This window comes from Pseudomonas fulva NBRC 16637 = DSM 17717, from assembly GCF_000730565.1.
GTDB lineage: Bacteria > Pseudomonadota > Gammaproteobacteria > Pseudomonadales > Pseudomonadaceae > Aquipseudomonas > Aquipseudomonas fulva.
In genome coordinates this window covers 70,030-87,192 of record NZ_BBIQ01000022.1, presented here as the reverse complement: position 1 = coordinate 87,192, position 17,163 = coordinate 70,030, and the positions used below count along the sequence as shown (strand labels likewise).

Genomic DNA, 17,163 nt, shown 5'->3' with positions numbered 1-17,163 from the left:
TTGAAGCTGGCCTCGCTGTTGTTCTCGTTGCGCAGGCGTACCAACTGACCGAGCTTGTCCCAGTGGTAATACAGGGTGGAAGCATCGGGGTTTAGGCGCTGTTGGATCAGCCCGGCTTCGTTATAGCTCCAGGTGGTGCGACGGTGCAGGGCATCGACGTAGGTGAGCAGACGACCTTCGGCGTCGTACTCAAAACGGTCTCGGGTCTTGTCGGGATACACCAGGCTGCTGAGATAGCCCGCCTCGTAGTGGTATTCGGTCTCTTCCCCCGCAGCATCGATCAACTTAGTCAGTTGCCCGAGGGCATCGTATTTCCAATGGGTAGTCTTGCCTGAGCAGTCGGTGTAGCTAGCCAGCTGTCCGTCGCTACTGTATACAAGCTTCTTTTCCCCGCCATTGGCACCGGTGATGACAATGGGTAGGTTGTCGCTGTTATAGATGTACTGGGTTTTGTTCTCCAATGGATCGATGGTTTCGATGATGTTGCCACGCTGATCGTAGTCATATCGCCACAGTCCGCCCTCCGCATCACGTGTTTTAAAGCGTTGGTCAAGATCATCATAGGCATGGTGAATGGATGAGCCGTCAGGGCGAGTGTGCTGCAGCAGGTTGCTACGCTCGTCATAGGCGTAGCGGTCGATGCTGCCGTCAGTGTGAACATGCTCAACCACATTCTTGGCAGCATCGCGGAAGAACCACTCTTCATTCCCGTCAGCGTAGACAATCCGGTAGGTGTAACCGAGGATGTCGTAATAGTGTTTGGTCTCATGTCCGAGCGCGTTTGTCACATAGGTGAGACGAATATTCTTGGCCCACTCCAAACGCACTTCGTAGCTGCCATCATCTGCCCACTCATGTACGGCTTTTGCGTCCGGCCCTTCGCCGAGCCATTCTAGGTTCATGCCTCTGCCAGTACGGTCGGTGTACCGGGTAATCAGGTGATGCTGATAGGCGTAATGCCATGTTCTTTGGTGCTCATCGTGGGCCGAGATCAGATCTCCTTCTGCACTGTATTCATATTCGGCCAGCTGCCGAAGCGGCTCGCCATGCTGCATCAGCCACAGGGTGACGATGCGCCCTTGCGGGTCGAGGTGTGTATGGATGTGCTGATGGAGTTGGTCGTTCTGATAGGTCAGCAAATCCGACAGTACTTGGACACCGTTGTGGGCGTGCTCATAGTGCAAGGTAATACTTGCCCCACCCCGGTGGCGTACCGCAAAAAGCCTGAATGTGTTGCCTGAGCGTTCGTACTGTTCTTCGACCTCATGTCCGCGGGCAAGCGATAGGGTTCGCTCGCCTGTGCGTACCAGTATGATTTCCTCTATTGGATCGTGATGGAACTTTCCGATTTTGGGCAGTGGGTAGCGATGTGATCGTCCGTCGGCGGCATGAAAATTCAGCGCGTCTTCGACGACTTCAAAATGTGTAGTGAATGAGCCTATCCAGCGTGCGCCCAATGGGCCGGTATCGAGCGCTGAAAGGCTAGACCGATAGTTGCGGGTCCACGTCACAGGGAATGGACCAGGCAGCGTGAAGTCCGTGTGGGTAATTTGTTCCGAGCCACGAGCGAAGGAAATTCTGTTGCAGGTCGCGTGGCATGCTTTGTTCTTCGCCGGGTTCGGCTCTTGCCGTGGGGGAGGTTGATTTCCAGATGCCCCCAGTTGGCGTTGACCACTCACCCCCCTGGCCTGTCCCACCCCGGACTGTTGAATACTGGCGTTTATTTGCCGGCGCTTTGATTTTGCAGCTTGGTATAGCATGGACAGCAGGTAGCCGATGCTCTGTTCAACCTTGGGGTCACCCAGCTTGTTGATTGATTTTTCTACCTCTTTCGCGAGGGCTCGGAATTTTTTGGTGAAACGAAAGGCAAGTTGTTTTATTTCAAACGGTATCAACTTAGACAGGGTGTTGAGTGTTGTCAGCGGTACCAAGACCGCTGCATGGGTTACATTTTTTGCCAATTGCGAAAAAAGAGAATCTTCTTCGCTTTTCTCAATGGGTGTTGGTTTGAGATTGCCATTCATTGCATCGTCGACGGCATCGGCGATTGCAATCATGATCTGCTTGCCTAGTGCTCCCGCGTCGGCTAAGTGCCCCGGTAGCTTGATTTGAGCCTGGGATACAAAATTTTCCAGTTCTCCAAGAATGGTGGCGTTCAGGTGCCCGACGATTACGCCAACCAAAGCGTCCCCTAGCGGGCTTTTCGGGTCGGCCTTGATGCGTTGCTTAACCAGATGCAGTGAAGGCCGTAGGCTCTTTCGCGCATACGCCATGGTGGGTGGCGCAGGAATGATCCCTATCAGATTGATACCAAGACTGACCCAGTCCAGTGCTTGGGTCGTTTCACTTTCAGCCAGGATGATGATGTCTGAAACAGCATCTGCGGCGGAAATGACATTATTTACAATTGGGATGAACTCAGCGATGGACTTCAAGCGGGCGAGGGTTATTTGATTGTCACTGATACCTCTCAGCCACGCGTCAAAGGCGTTGGCGCCTGCTTCTGCGTCCTCGTTGCCAATGGTGTCTAGAGGGGCGACCGCTGTTTCCCGCTCGCGGGGGGCTGTCGTTGTGTTCATGATCTTGCTTTCCCCAGGGCGGAAATAACCAAATGCTTGACTTCTTCGGCGGATGGATTTTCCAAAGCCTCCTTGAATAGCCCCTCGATACTGGGAGAGTTGGGTACTGCGGCATTCGCTAGAATTGCAGTTGCAACCTGCTGAGCTGCTTGGGTTGTAAGATGAACGGCGCCCGGATTCGCTGCGTTTTCGTTAGGGTCTTTGATCTCGCTCGCTGGCGACCATGTATCAGTCGGGTCGTTGCCCAGGGTCACCTTGGCTGGTCCAACAGTGAGTCCTGCCACGCTGGCGAAGCCCTCGCTATCCAGCTTTCCGGTGAACACCCGACCCAGCGCGTCTTCTACGCGGTAATCTGCCATCTTGTAGGCATGGCGGCTCGCATAGTGCTGAAACAGCTCCAGGTTTCCTTGACCAGCCTTGATCTCGTCGGGAAACGCCGCCGCCTGGCTTTTCGAACCCTTGTAGATGAAGTCAGTCGCATGCGCGGTGTATTCGCCGGCCGTGGCATGCACGATGCCGCTGGCGTTGTAGGTGCTGCTGCCGCCGCCGGCCTGGATCACCAGTTCTTCCTTGGCACTGACGGTGATCCGCTCGGCCGTGACGCTGACCTTGAGCTTGGCCAGCAGGTTGATGTTGTCCTTGAGCGCTTTGAGGTCGATATCGCCGGAGGCGGCGACCAGTCGCCAGCCCATGCTCTGCACGAACTGCCGGACCCCCCGACTGGCACTGATCAGCAGGCGTTTGCTGATGGCCATGCTGGTGTGCCCACCCGTGCTCAGGCCCAAGTGTTCGCCGCTGGCGATGTGGGTGGATTCCGGAGTGCTGGTGGCGATGCCAGTCGGGCTGGCGAGTACCAATTGCGGGTCGGCCAGTTCGGGGAAGCGGTTGGCATCAGGGTTGCCGCCGCTGCCACGAATGGCGCTGTGCTGTGCCTTGAGGGCATCACCTACTTCGTCTTGATCGCCCCCTTCCTGGGCGAGGTGGTCACGGGCCTCACTGGCAAAGGTGGTGTGGTATTCCTGCGCAGTTTTCAGGCGCTCGGCGGTTTCGGCGAGGTCCGTATGGTGTTCACTGGCGCGGCCGCGGATTTCTGTGGTGAGTAGCAGTCCGCCACCGGCACGCACCACGCCGTGGGTATCGGTGCGCAGCTCGAAGCCTTGGCCTCGGCCCTTGCCGCCGAAGTGGCGCGGATGCGTGAGGTAGCCAAGGTTCAGCGCCGAGTGATCGTGATCGCTCATCAATGCGGCGCTGATCTGCCCAGTGGTGTCGTCCAGGCGCAGTTCGTTATGGCGCTGGCCGTGGTGTTCCTTGCTGCGGATCGGGCTCACGGCCTTGAACTCGGGCAGGCGATACGGTGTGCGGTTGACCACGTGGTAGCTGCGCCCGGTGATCATCGGCTGGTCGGGGTCGCCGTTTAGAAAGCTCACCACTACTTCTTGGCCGATGCGCGGAATGGCCATATGGCCCCAGGTAGCACCGGCCCACGCTTGAGTCACACGGACCCAGCATGAGCTTTTGTCGTCCTCATGGCCCAGGCGGTCCCAGGGGAATTGCACGCGCACGCGGCCATGCTCGTCGCAGTAGATTTCCTCGCCGGGAGGCCCGACCACCTTGGCCATCTGCGGGCCTTCGATGACGGGTTTTGCACGCGCCGGCGCGTGCCATTCGACCTCGGCGGGAATCAGGGTGGCGGTGTAGTGATAGGAGGTGCCGTGCTCGGACTCGGCGGCCTCTTCTTCCAGCGCGGTGAACTGGCGCCCCTCATGCTTGATGCGCAGCGGCCGCCAGAGGATGTTCATGTCTTCGCGGGCATGGCCTGTCAGCTGGAAAGCAATACCCGGTTGCAGTCGTGCATCGTCGCCGGCGACCTCGGCCACACGGGCATCGCCGAACAGGGCGTTGACGCGGGCTTGGGTGAAGGGCTTGCCGGCGTTGTCGTGCTTGAAGCGGCCGGGGTAGTCGTAGCGTTCGTAGTCGTTTTGCTGGTTGCCGGTGTCCCGTGGGGATTGGGTCTGTTGCAGGTTGTAGCGCGGATGGGTAAACGTATAGTCGCGCTGGGTCTGCCTGTTGCTGCGTACCTGCTCACGGTAGCTGAAGCGTTGCAAGCAGGGCTGATCCTGGGAGCCGCCGCGGTTGGCGACGTACAGCACCGGCTCGCCTTCCAGCGTGCCGAACTGACGGATCTGGTCGGCCTGGACCACCGTGTGGCTGCCTTCGCTGTGCTCGAAGATCGAAATCAGGCCTTCCTCGGCCGAGAGGCGCCAGAAGAAGTCGAGGTCCAGGTCACCTGCTTGGACGCAGAATTCGCGGCTTTGGTGCGGATCAACCACATACTGGGTCAGCGTTCCCCACAGCCGTTCACGGAACAGTTCTTCGATCAGTTGCGGCACCGGCCGGTGCTGAAAGATACGCCAGTCCGATTGCAAGCCAGCGCGTGCCAACTGCGTCTCTATCACGGCGCGGTAGCGGGTGCGGCTGTGGCCAGTTATGCCTTGTTCGAAGCTGCTGATCAGGCCATGGACGTGACGTACCGGCTCCTGCTGCTGCCAGATGGTCAGTACAGCGGGTTGATCGAGGAGGGCGGAGAAATCGGCATCGTCGTCAAAACTGACCAGTTCCACGTCCAGGCGGTACAGCTCACTGACGGCTTCGATGAATTCGAAAGAGACGACATCGAACTGAATGGCCTGATCGGCGGGGGCACTGAAAGTGAAGCGCACATCGCTCAAATGGCTCATGCGGACTCCTGCTGTCATTCCTTCGGGCAGGTTCATAGAAGCCGGGCGCGCACTCAGACGCGGGGCAATAAAGTGCACTCAAGACCGTAGCGGGAAATCCATTCCAAGTCGCTGCAAAGAGGGTCGAAAAAGTTGTAGGAAATTTCTCTAAATGCAGTACTTCTTATTTTTGTGGGTTGCTGCGTCAACTGGCGCAGTGACTATTGAGTCAAGTCAGTTTGAAAAGTCTACTATTTTCTAAACGTGCGTTCCGGTCACCCCATTGGTAGCAGGAAAGTGGCCGGGGCCTTGAGAGTAATTTGGCAAGTAGCTTCGCAGCGGCCTACGCATGGAGATGTACAAGAGTACGGCCTGATCAGAGCTGCCGCTCGTGTCGATAGCGGCGACAACAGGCATGGTGATTGATGCCCGTTGCGCGCCGACTCATCACAGTTTCTTGGCTTCAACGATGGACTACCGCGTGATGTGCTAGCGATCAAGCTGGCGCCGCAGGCGGTTTTCATGCCATCGAGGGCAAAGGGCACGCCGTTGACCCGGTAAGTGGAGCTGCCTTCGATAATCGGAAATGCCCCCTTGCACTTTGGGCAAAGCACCATGTTTCCTTTTCCTGCCATGGGTTTTCCGGTGAGGTCGGTGTGGGGGATCGAGTCTATGACGCGCCCCCATGATCGGTCATATCCCCTATTCTTACTATATCCATGAGTTGTCAGGTGAGTTGCTGCTTGGCTTGATTTAAAAATGTCCTGATATCAGGATAATTTTCTACAAAATCGTTTGAGGAGATAATGCCTCGTAGTGAGGCTCTTTGTTTTTGTCGGCTTTGCTCACAAAGTTAAGTAGATTGCCAAGAGTATTTGAATATAATTCGATTCCTATCAAATTCATGTCCCAGCGCTTTTCGGGCGAGCGCCTTGATCTTCCTTTGATTTCTTCCAGTAGAATCGGATAGTACATCGACTTTTCAATGGGCTCCAGTAGAGTGCGGGTGTTTTTCTGTATTTCGAAGTCGTCTGCATCGGAAAATGTTCTCATGAGCTGTCTGACCACTTCCTTGCTTATGTTATCTCTCGCTTCGTCTAAAGCCGCTCTAATTCTTCGCAGTCTTTATTCGTGGCAAAGCTGGAGTGGGCCTGTATGAGGGCGCTCCATTCTTTAAGGTCGAATGGTCTGTTTTCTGCAAATTTCATTTTAAAGGTTTTTGATGTTCTGCGTGAGCTGGTATTTCTCGCATGGCTTAACTCTCCTCGGCAAAAAAACAGTCGGTGTTTTCTGGGGGTGTGGAAGTTCTCTGTTTTCAATCTATCAATGCTAGTTGGCGAGCTTTTGTGTAGCTGATGATGCGACCATTGGATCTGGATCTATGGATAGTCTCTGCAAGATATCCCTTGGTGTTTTTGGGTTGCAAGCAATTCGATGCCTAATTGTCGGGTCTGAATCAGTTGCGAGTAGCTCGAATGTGGATTTTTTAAGCTTGCGTTTGGTTGCGATGTTCCAGCGAACATCTATGTCATGGCTTAAAGAGAGGCGCTCTATGATTTCGTCAGGTATGGTTTTGTTTGCAGCTACGCATCTTGCCAATTGGGGGTGGTTGTCGAGTATTGCATTCCAAACCTTAGGTGGCGCAGTTTGATGGGCGAGCGCAGTGTGGTCGTCTCTATCAAAAAGTAGTTTGAATTCTTCGACTGTATTGATCATTTTCTTTCCTTATGTGTCTTTGCAGCGCATGCCTTTGAGGTTTAATTTTTCGCCTGTTGGGCCTTTGTGCTTGCCCTCCATATAGTCGCCGTATATATCGGCATCCTTTTGGTGGATTAGCTGGTCGCCAAGCTGTCTCATCACTTTCCAATTGCTGCCCCCATGACTCTCGGTGTCTCGTGACCACCACAGTTGGGTGTCAGGATCGCGAAAGTATTTAGCTTTCGTGCCATTGATGGCTCCCTCGCAGACACGATTATAGCGTTGCATTTGCCAAGGATTTCTGCATGGGGTTGACGAGTTTTGGTTGGGTTTTGATGAGTGTGGTTTTCTTCCGTTTATTGATGAGGTTTTAGTAAGCCCAAGCGGGTCGATCCATTGGTTAGGGTTATGGGTGTAGCAGTAGGTGTTTAGGCCACCGGCATAACCGATCGGATCTTTTCCGATGAACCTGCCTGTGTTGGGGCTATAGTATCTGAATCTGTTGTAGCTGCAGCTGATTTCCACGTCAAAGTATTGGCCTTGAAAGCGCAGAGGCTGTGGGAAGGATTCCTCATGGCTGTTTCGGTTTTCTTTAATTAGTCCCCAAGCGGTATAATTGCCAAGCCAGCGAATTATTCCATCATGGCCAGTAATTTCCACAGGCGTGCCAAGATGGTTGCTATGGTACCAGCCAAAAGCATCGAGCTGCTTTGGTGTGGATCGCTCTTTGCAAACTGGAATTCGGTTGAGCGCATCAAGAAAGTCATGGCTTCGCTGATGCAGCATTTCCTCAATTTGCTCCACTACTCCTTGCGCTATAGGGACGAAAGTCCCAGGCTCAAACACGTAATGCGTAGTCCGCCCCTTGCCATCCCGGCCCTTCTGCTCAAAGGCCAGCGTATCGCCATCCCAGACGAACAGCGTCAGATCACAGCCCAGCTGCTCGTCCAGCGCACGCTTGGCGTTCTCGTTCCACACCGGCCCAGCTTGAACGCGGTTACGGTACTTTGAATGCGAGTCTTTATAGACCCGTCGGCCTAATGCGTCATAGCCAAACTCGACAACCAGTCGGTCATCTTCGTAACGCCGCAGTCGGTCGTACAGATCCCAAGTGAATTTGCCGCTTTTGCCGTCTTCGATCCGCTCCAACAAGTTGCCGCGTTCGTCATACCGATACTCGGTGCCGCAATAGCTGCGTAGCACGTTGTCCATCAGCTTGCGCGGTGAATGGGGGTTCGGGCCGGGAGGAGCATCAGGATCAAGCAGGTTGCTCGCGGGGTCGAAGGCAAAGGTCTCCTTGACGTAGTTGACATCGGCCTCCAGCAACCGTCCCACGGGGTCATAGCGATAGCGGGTGTCACCGCGATTGAGGTCATTGATATGCGTAAGTTGACCGGCTTCGTCGTAGCGGTAGTTGCGGGCAACCAGGCGGCGTGTTTCACCCTGGCGAACCAGGGTCTGTTCAAGCAGCTGCCCATTGGGGCTCCAGGACTGCCGCTGGATCAGACCATTGCCTTGCACACGGCCAACCTCCCGGTGCAGGTCGTCCCGCTCATAGCTCAGCAACTCCACGTCATCGAGCTTGAGCGCAAGCAGATGACCGCTGCCGTACGTGAGCCAGCTGACGCGGTGACCGTCTGGGCGGGTAGTTGCGACGCGTTGGTTGAGCGCATCGTACTCATGCTTGAAGATCGCAAGCTGGGGCTTTGCCAGATAGTTGAGGAACTGGTGTTCGCGAATGTTGTTCCCTGCCGCGTCGTAGAACCACTGCAGCGCGCACATGCCATTCTCGGCCCAGATCAGGCTACCGTTACCGTCATAGGCAAAGGTTTCAATTTCCCACGTCTCTCCGCCGCGTCGAGCTGCTTTGCGCTCGATGAGTCTACCCATGGGGTCGTATTCGAAATGCGTGGTCCTGTCACCATCCACGCGTCGAGTGGGCAGGTGACTGCCATGGTCGTAGAGATAATGGATGGTTTCCTTGTCGAACCCCGTTTCCTTGAGTAACCGACCTACGGGGTCGTACTTGAAGTTGGCTTCACTGTTGTTCTCGTTGCGCAGACGGACCAGTTGGCCGAGCTTGTCCCAGTGGTAGGTGAGGGTGGTGTCGTTGGCATTGAGGCGCTGATGGATCAGACCGGCTTCGTTGTATGCCCATGAGGTGCTTCGATTAAGCGCATCTGTGTGTTTAAGTAAGCGGCCTTCGGCGTCGCGCTCGAACCGTTCTTTGGTTTTGTCCGGATGGACAAGCTGGGTCAATTGCCCGGCTTCGTACAGATACTCGGTGACTTCGCCGGCGGCGTTGATGAGCTTGTTCAGTTTTCCGTGGTTGTCGTACTGCCATTGGGTCGTTTTGCCCGAACAGTCCGTATAGCTGACCAACTGGCTATCGCGGTTGTAGGCCAGCTTCCGTTCGCCGCCATTGGCGTCGACGATGGCGATGGGGAGGTTGTCGTTGTTGTAGGCGTACTGGGTCTTGTTCTCCAGCGGGTCTTGAGTTTCGATGATGTTGCCGCGCTGGTCGTAGTCATACTTCCATAGGCCGCCCTCTGCGTCACGTGTCTTGAAGCGTTGGCCTTGATCATCGTAGGCATGGTGAACGGATGTTCCATCTGCCCGAGTATGCTGTAGGAGGTTGCCGCGTTCATCGTAAGCGAACTGCTCCGTGCTGCCATCGGTATGGATGTGCTGAACTACATTCTTGGCCTCATCGCGGTAGAACCATTCTTCGTTGCCATCGGGGTAGACGATGCGATAGGTGAAGCCGAGGATGTCGTAGTAATGCCAAGTCTCTTGTCCTTGCGCGTCGGTGACATAGGTCAGTCGAATGTTCGGGTCCCACTCAAGGCGTGTTTCAAAGCTTCCGTCGTCGCCCCACTCCCGTATTGCCTTCGCATCGGGGCCTTCACCGTTCCACCCCAGGTTCAGCCCGCGCCCTGTGCGGTCGGTGTAACGCGTGATCAAGTGGTTGTGGTAGGTATATGCCCATTGCGCAGCATTTTCGTCTTGGGCGCTGACCAGATCCCCGTTGTTGTCATGTTCGTAAGCAGCCAATTGGCGCAGTGGCGCCCCGTCCTTCATGAGCCACACCGAGCGGATATGCCCCGTGCCGCTAGGTTCAAGATGAATGTGGTGCTGTTGGCGTTCCTCTTGATACGTCAACAGATCTGACAGGACGGGCTTACCGTTGAACAGGTGCTCGTAGTGCAGTGCAACGCAGGCGCCATTGCGATGCTTGATGGTGGTCAAGCGATAGGTTTCGCCTTGCTTGTGAAAGTGCTCTTGGATGTCATGACCGCGGGCGACTATCAGCTCGCAGTCCGATGGACGGATCAGCAATATGTCTTCAACCGCATCGTAGTTATGTTTGCCAACGGCGGGGTTTGGGTAGTGATGGCTTCGGCCGTCAGCGTCGCGGTAGGCAATCCCACTTTCGCCTACGCACTCCATGAAGATGGAGTAAGGGAGCATCCAACGGGCACCAAGGGGACCTTCGTCCAGTGCCGACAGGCTGGAGCGATAGGTCCTTGCCCACTCAATCGGGAAGCACCCAGGCAATGAAAAGTCGGTATGGGTAAATGATTCGCTCCCGGTGGCGAAGCTGATGTTGGAACCGGTGCCGTTCGGGGCAACATTTCGGCAATTGGAATCCTTGACTGGTGGCCGTTCGGTTCCTCGTGTTGTCAGTCCACCTTGCCCCTGAACATGTTGAGCTCGGCTGGGTTTGTCGTTGTGTGAAACGGCGGCTACGGGACCACGACGCTTCCTGTTCCTGAGCGCGTTTGCCAGGGACAGTACCAGATACCCGATGCTCCCGACGGTACCGGGGTCAGCCATGCCAAGGATCTTGGCTGATGCGTTACGGCCAATCTGCTCTGCAAGGCTGGCGGCCTTAAGCAACTGTTGGCACGTGTCCGGTGACAGCAGTCTGTCCTCGATCAGGAAGTGGGCCCCGATCGCCACTACAGGCCCGAAGAGGATGGAGGCTTTCTTGGTTTTCTTTGCGAGTGCCTTCTGTCCCTGCTCACTGGCGACACCTCGGAGCATTTGAGCAAACGATGTGCGTGCTTTCTTGATCTCTGCTGCGATCTTGGTCAGCAGTTCGTTGAGTCGACTCTCGATTGCTTGTGCAAAGGCCTCCAGTGACCCCCGCGTTTTATCGTTCAAATTTTTCTCAAGTGCGCTGAGCAGAGCGTCGGATATCAGGGCGATACCGTTGCGCCGAACAGCAGCTAGCGTTGTACGTATTGTCAGCCGCGCCGGGCCAACACCGGGAAACGAGACAAGGCCAACCACATTGATGCCGAAGCTCACCCATGTAAGAAAATCGTTTTGATTTCCATCGATCAGCGTAAGCAGGTCGCCGATAGCATCAACGGCGGCGAATACCGTGCCAACGCCGGGAATGACTGAGCCAGCGGCATTCACGGCCGTCCATCCTATGGCTCCGCGGGTTATCTTGCGGATCCACTGATCGAGCTTTTCCTTGCCTGCTTCAATGTCATTGACAGACGCGGTATTGGTGGGCCCCGTGGCCTGCTGAACTGGACGCATGGAGGCTGTCATCGTGCTTTCTCCGAGAGTTTGCTTAGCGTCTCGGGAACGCCAGTGCGTTCAAGGACTCCTTTGGCCACATCAGTCAGCTTCTTTGATCCGACTTGGTGAGTTCCGCTTTTCAGACCTTGCGCTGTTGGGCTGGATGCGAGCTGCTTGAGAATGGCGCCGGCCTGTTCACTCAACTCAGCTGGTGAGCGCAGGCTCAGCTCACCCGAGATTTGCTCATGGGGGCCAGGGAATCCTGGGTCGTGCCAGACATCCACGTCGTCGTCGCTGAATCGCACCTTGACCGGGCCGGGAGCGAGACCAGCGATACTGGCTTTTCCATCACCATCGAGCGCTCCTTTGAAGACTTCGCCGAGAGCGTCCTCTACCTCGTATTGGCCCTTCTTGAAGGGCATTGCGTTGGCGTACTGCTGCAGCAGTTCCAGGTTGCCTGTACCGGTCTTGAGGTCTTCAGGAAACGCCGCCGCCTGGCTTTTCGAACCCTTGTAGATGAAGTCAGTCGCATGCGCGGTGTATTCGCCGGCCGTGGCATGCACGATGCCGCTGGCGTTATAGGTAGTGCTGCTACCACCGGCCTGGATCACCACTTCTTCCTTGGCACTGAGCGTGATCCGCTCGGCCGTGACGCTGACCTTGAGCTTGGCCAGCAGGTTGATGTTGTCCTTAAGCGCTTTGAGGTCGATATCGCCGGAGGCGGCGACCAGTCGCCAGCCCATGCTCTGCACGAACTGCCGCACCCCTCGACTGGCACTGATCAGCAGGCGCTTGCCGATGGCCATGCTGGTGTGCCCACCCGTGCTCAGGCCCAAGTGTTCGCCGCTGGCGATGTGGGTGGATTCCGGAGTGCTGGTGGCGATGCCAGTCGGGCTGGCGAGTACCAATTGCGGGTCGGCCAGTTCGGGGAAGCGGTTGGCCTCGGGGTTGCCGCCGCTACCGCGGATGGCGGTGTGCTGAGCCTTGAGCGCGTCCCCAACCTCATCCTGATCGCCACTTTCCTGGGCCAGATGATCGCGGGCCTCACTGGCGAAGGTGGTGTGATATTCCTGCGCGGTTTTCAGGCGTTCGGCGGTTTCCACCAGGTCCGTGTGGTGCTCGCTTGCGCGTGCTCGCAGTTCGGTGGTCAGCAGCAAGCCGCCGCCAGCCCGGACCACGCCGTGGGTATCGGTGCGCAGCTCGAAGCCTTGGCCCCGGCCCTTGCCACCAAAGTGACGTGGATGGGTGAGGTAGCCGAGGTTCAGCGCCGAGTGATCGTGATCGCTCATCAATGCGGCGCTGATCTGCCCGGTGGTGTCGTCCAGGCGCAGTTCGTTATGGCGCTGGCCGTGGTGTTCCTTGCTGCGGATCGGGCTGAGTGCCTTGAACTCAGGCAGGCGATACGGCGTGCGGTTGACCACGTGGTAGCTGCGCCCGGTGATCATCGGCTGGTCGGGGTCGCCGTTGAGGAAGCTCACCACCACTTCCTGGCCAATGCGGGGAATGGCCATATGGCCCCAGGTGGCGCCGGCCCACGCTTGAGTCACACGGACCCAGCATGAGCTTTTGTCGTCCTCCTGGCCCAGGCGGTCCCAGGGGAATTGCACGCGCACGCGGCCATGCTCGTCGCAGTAGATTTCCTCGCCGGGAGGCCCGACCACCTTGGCCATCTGCGGGCCTTCGATGACGGGTTTGGGACGTGCCGGCGCGTGCCACTCGACCTCGGCGGGAATCAGGGTGGCGGTGTAGCGGTAGGAGGTGCCGTGCTCGGATTCGGCAGCATCTTCTTCCAGTGCGGTGAACTGGCGCCCTTCATGCTTGATGCGCAGCGGCCTCCAGAGAATGTTCATGTCCTCGCGGGCATGGCCCGTCAGTTGGAAGGCAATGCCCGGCTGTAAGCGTGCATCGTCGCCAGTAACCTCGGCCACGCGGGCATCGCCGAACAGGGCGTTGACGCGGGCTTGGGTGAAGGGCTTGCCGGCGTTGTCGTGCTTGAAGCGGCCGGGGTAGTCGTAGCGTTCGTAGTCGTTTTGCTGGTTGCCGGTGTCCCGTGGGGATTGGGTCTGTTGCAGGTTGTAGCGCGGATGGGTAAACGTATAGTCGCGCTGGGTCTGCCTGTTGCTGCGTACCTGCTCGCGGTAGCTGAAGCGTTGCAAGCAGGGCTGATCCTGGGAGCCGCCGCAGTTGGCGACGTACAGCACCGGCTCGCCTTCCAGCGTGCCGAACTGACGGATCTGGTCGGCCTGGACCACCGTGTGGCTGCCTTCGCTGTGCTCGAAGATCGAAATCAGGCCTTCCTCGGCCGAGAGGCGCCAGAAGAAGTCGAGGTCCAGGTCACCTGCTTGGACGCAGAATTCGCGGCTTTGGTGCGGATCAACCACATACTGGGTCAGCGTTCCCCACAGCCGTTCACGGAACAGTTCTTCGATCAGTTGCGGCACCGGGCGATGCTGGAAGATACGCCAGTCCGATTGCAAGCCAGCGCGTGCCAACTGCGGCTCGATCACCGCGCGGTAGCGGGTGCGGCGATGGCCGGTCTTACCCTGTTCAAAGCTGCTGATCAGGCCATGGACATGGCGTATCGGTTGTTTCTGCTGCCAGATTGTCAGCACCGCGGGCTGGTCGAGCAGGGCGGCAAAATCGGCATCGTCGGTAAAACTGGTCAGCTCCACCTCCAGGCGGTACAGCTGGCTGACGGCTTCGGTCAATTCGAAAGAGACGACATCGAACTGGATAGACTCATCGGCCGGTGTGCTGAAGGTAAATCTCACATCGTTCAAACTGCTCATGCGGACTCCTGCTGTCATTCCTTCGGGCAGGTTCAAAGAAGCCAGGCGCGTACTGGGGCGCGCGGCAATAAAGTGCACGAAAGACCGTAGTGCGGAATCCGTTCCATGTCTTCGGTGAAACTTCTTTATATGGTGTAGGAAGTTTCTCCAAGTGCGGTGTTGCACTTTTAATGGGCAAAACCGTACTTGCTGCGCTGATCAGCGCAGTGACTATTGAGTCAAATCAATCCGGTGAGGCCGAATTTATTGTTGGAGCATCGTCTGCAGCGAGTTCAGTACTTGCTGGGTAATACCGTTCAACTTGCTCGATAAGTAGAGGTAGACGCTCGTGCAGATCACGACCATGACCACCCAGGGCGTCCACCAGGGCAGTTGGCGGTTCATGCGGTAGTGTCTTGGTGCGACGTTGCTGAACGGATCGGTCAGGCGCTCGGTCTTGACCCGACTTTCACGCAGGTTCATGACCCGTTTGCGCAGCCGATCAATCCAGATCTCCAGCTCGGCATCGCCATTGGTCCGGCTGGCGTACTTGCCGCGGTAACCCAGTGCCAGGCACCAGAACAGGAACACGAACAGGTCGTAGCGCTCTTCGGGCGCGTCGAGCAGGCGTTCGAGCACGCTGAAGAACTTCTCGCCTCCCCAGGTTTCCTGATGGATGGCGCTGAGCAGCGATTCGGCTTTCCAGGGCGAGTCACGGCCCCACGGCGTGGTCATCACGGCTTCATCGATCACGCAGCACAAGCAGTAAGAGAACACCACGCGGTCACCTTCGTCGCACTGCTCAAGCTGCCGAACTTCTTCGACCATGCCGAGGATCATGGTCTTCACGTGGGCATACAACTGCTCGGCGTGCTCGTAGTGTTCAGTGCCTTCCAGGCGGACGACCAGGCCAAGCAGCGGCGAGGCGATGTCGAGAATCGGGTTCATGGTATTTGAGCGGGTGCTGAAGCCAAGCGCATCTACCTGGGGGAACAATGCGCTGGATGGAGGCGACTCAAGGGTATCCCTCTGGTCTTTGTCATACGTCGAACAGGATGAAATGCTCATGGAATGGACCTCCTGGTCACATGACCGGCTGCTGCCCGGTACGGGCTGGCCACAGCTGGCGGGTTGCGTCGGCGGTGTTGACGATCTGCAGTTGATGGAAGGAATTGCTGCTGGCGTACAGCGCCATGAAGTGCGACAGCACGTTGCCGAACAGCTGCACCTCGCCTTCGCATTCGAAGCCTGCAGGGTCGATGTGCAGGGTGGTGCGCAGTCCGCGCATGGGTATGCCTTTGATCAGCCAGTCGTAGGGTTCGCTGTCTACCTGCTTGATGGCGTTCAGGCGCTGCTGCGTTCTGCGCTGTTGCTGTATGTCGTGCGTGCCCACAAAGTCATAGGCGCGCAGGACCGACGCCAACGCAGCCGGGGAAGACAGCGACAGGTTGTTCAAGGACAGGTTGGATATCAGTGCCCAATGGCGGTCGCCATAGCCACCGCTTTGCAGCATCGGTGGGTAGCAACGGGAAGGACGGGTCAGGTTGCGGTAGGTGACGAAGGACGGGGTGTCCTGGGTCGTCACATCGACATCGCCCACCTTGAGCTGCTGCGCCCGTGTGCCGTTGCTGCAGGTCAACTCGATGCTCAGGCGTTCCTGCTGGGCAAGGTAGGGCGTGAGGTTTCGCTGCACCAGGCTCACACGGTGCTGCACCTTGTCATTCACGGGCTCCTGCTCGATGTCGAGCTTGTAGTAGCGTGGCGGCGTGGGCTCGGCCAGGGGAAAGCGCGAGTCCAGCGCCTCGAACGGTTTGAAATCCTGGACAAGTCGATGGGATTTCTGGTGCAGGCTGCTGACACGATCAACGCTGAAGATCTCGTCTTGCGCACCGTCCTGCCGGCTCAGACGTATCAGTTCACTGACGGTCTGCCCATTCAAGGCAATGGGGTCAGCCAAGCGGGAGAACAGGTTAATGGCCGGGACGCAGTTGAGCAGCACGGTGGTCCGGTCAACTCGCAGGTCAGGCGGTAGTGGGGCGTTGAAGCGGAATTCCAACTGGACGTGCGTGGCCGCCTCATCCGGCCAGACATGCTGCAGGCCGTCGATGCGAAAGCCATGAAAGCGTTCAGGGAAGCAGAAGAATTCCTGCAGGACGCGATAGCCATCCAATTGCTCTCCAGGGCTGGGTAGCAGCGCTTCATCGGGATCGAAGCCGATGAACGTTACCAAGGGCGGGAGCGCAAAGCGGTGCTCGCCAACGTGCAGATAGAGCTTGTCCAGGTGTACCGCGAGCCACTGATACAGCATCAGTGCATTCCGGTTGCCGCCCGCCAGATGGAAGTGCAGCCGCTCGCACCGCATACGCCGCAGCGGCTGCTCGGTCAGGGTATCCAGGTCGATGTACATGACTGGCGCTTCAGCGCTGGGCCGAGTGGTGATGCTGCTGACTTCCAAGGGTGGCAGGGCCAGGTCCGCACAGGTGCGGAACTCGCAGCTCACGCCCTCGAATGGGCGGGCGAACAAGGAGGTTCCTTTGGGCAGTACCTGGGTCTCGCTCAACGCATGGTCGGCCGGGGTGAACTGCATCAGCGTCATGCTGGGCAGTGGCCGCAGGACGTTCGGGTAGACCAGTTGCAGCAGAGGGTGGGTCAACTCCGGCAGGTGGTCCTCGACCTTCATGGTCAGGCGCGCGGTCAGGAAGGCGAAGTGCTCCATCACGCGCTGGGCGTCTGCATCCGAGGTGGTACGGCCAAGGAAGGGTGCAAGGCGCGGCTCGTCCTCTACAAAATCATCGCCCAGCGTTTGGAGGTGCTGCTGCTCCAGCCTGAACCAATCTTTAAACTTCATGTTAAATGCGTCGCCTG

At 57.4% G+C, this 17,163-nt stretch carries 7 protein-coding genes and 1 pseudogene; all 8 read right to left on the bottom strand.

What is annotated here, in order from left to right:
- Positions 1–2,579: DUF6531 domain-containing protein (locus PFU01S_RS22190; protein WP_042139793.1), on the bottom strand; the 2,579-nt coding region annotated here is incomplete at its 3' end.
- Positions 2,576–5,317, bottom strand: a complete 2,742-nt coding sequence (locus PFU01S_RS18745) for a type VI secretion system Vgr family protein (RefSeq protein ID WP_050438011.1) — start codon at positions 5,315–5,317, stop codon at positions 2,576–2,578. The genes PFU01S_RS22190 and PFU01S_RS18745, both read right to left, overlap by 4 nt.
- Positions 5,318–5,769: 452 nt before the next feature.
- A pseudogene (locus PFU01S_RS22740) lies at positions 5,770–6,017 on the bottom strand (PAAR domain-containing protein); the annotation flags it as partial.
- Between the two features lie 608 nt (positions 6,018–6,625).
- Complete coding sequence (locus tag PFU01S_RS22185) at positions 6,626–7,012, bottom strand: hypothetical protein (RefSeq protein WP_125922824.1); 387 nt, start codon at positions 7,010–7,012, stop codon at positions 6,626–6,628.
- Between the two features lie 9 nt (positions 7,013–7,021).
- Positions 7,022–11,560, bottom strand: coding sequence for an RHS repeat-associated core domain-containing protein (locus PFU01S_RS18735; RefSeq protein ID WP_050438010.1), 4,539 nt, complete (start codon positions 11,558–11,560; stop codon positions 7,022–7,024).
- Complete coding sequence (locus PFU01S_RS18730; protein ID WP_050438009.1) at positions 11,557–14,319, bottom strand: type VI secretion system Vgr family protein; 2,763 nt, start codon at positions 14,317–14,319, stop codon at positions 11,557–11,559. The genes PFU01S_RS18735 and PFU01S_RS18730 overlap by 4 nt, the downstream gene beginning before the upstream one ends.
- Before the next feature lie 243 nt (positions 14,320–14,562).
- Positions 14,563–15,366: a type IVB secretion system protein IcmH/DotU gene (gene icmH, locus PFU01S_RS18725; RefSeq protein WP_050438008.1), complete on the bottom strand. Its 804-nt coding sequence runs from the start codon at positions 15,364–15,366 to the stop codon at positions 14,563–14,565.
- A gap of 16 nt (positions 15,367–15,382) precedes the next feature.
- Positions 15,383–17,146, bottom strand: coding sequence for a type VI secretion system baseplate subunit TssF (gene tssF, locus PFU01S_RS18720; RefSeq protein ID WP_028687707.1), 1,764 nt, complete (start codon positions 17,144–17,146; stop codon positions 15,383–15,385).
- Between the last annotated feature and the right edge of the window lie 17 nt (positions 17,147–17,163).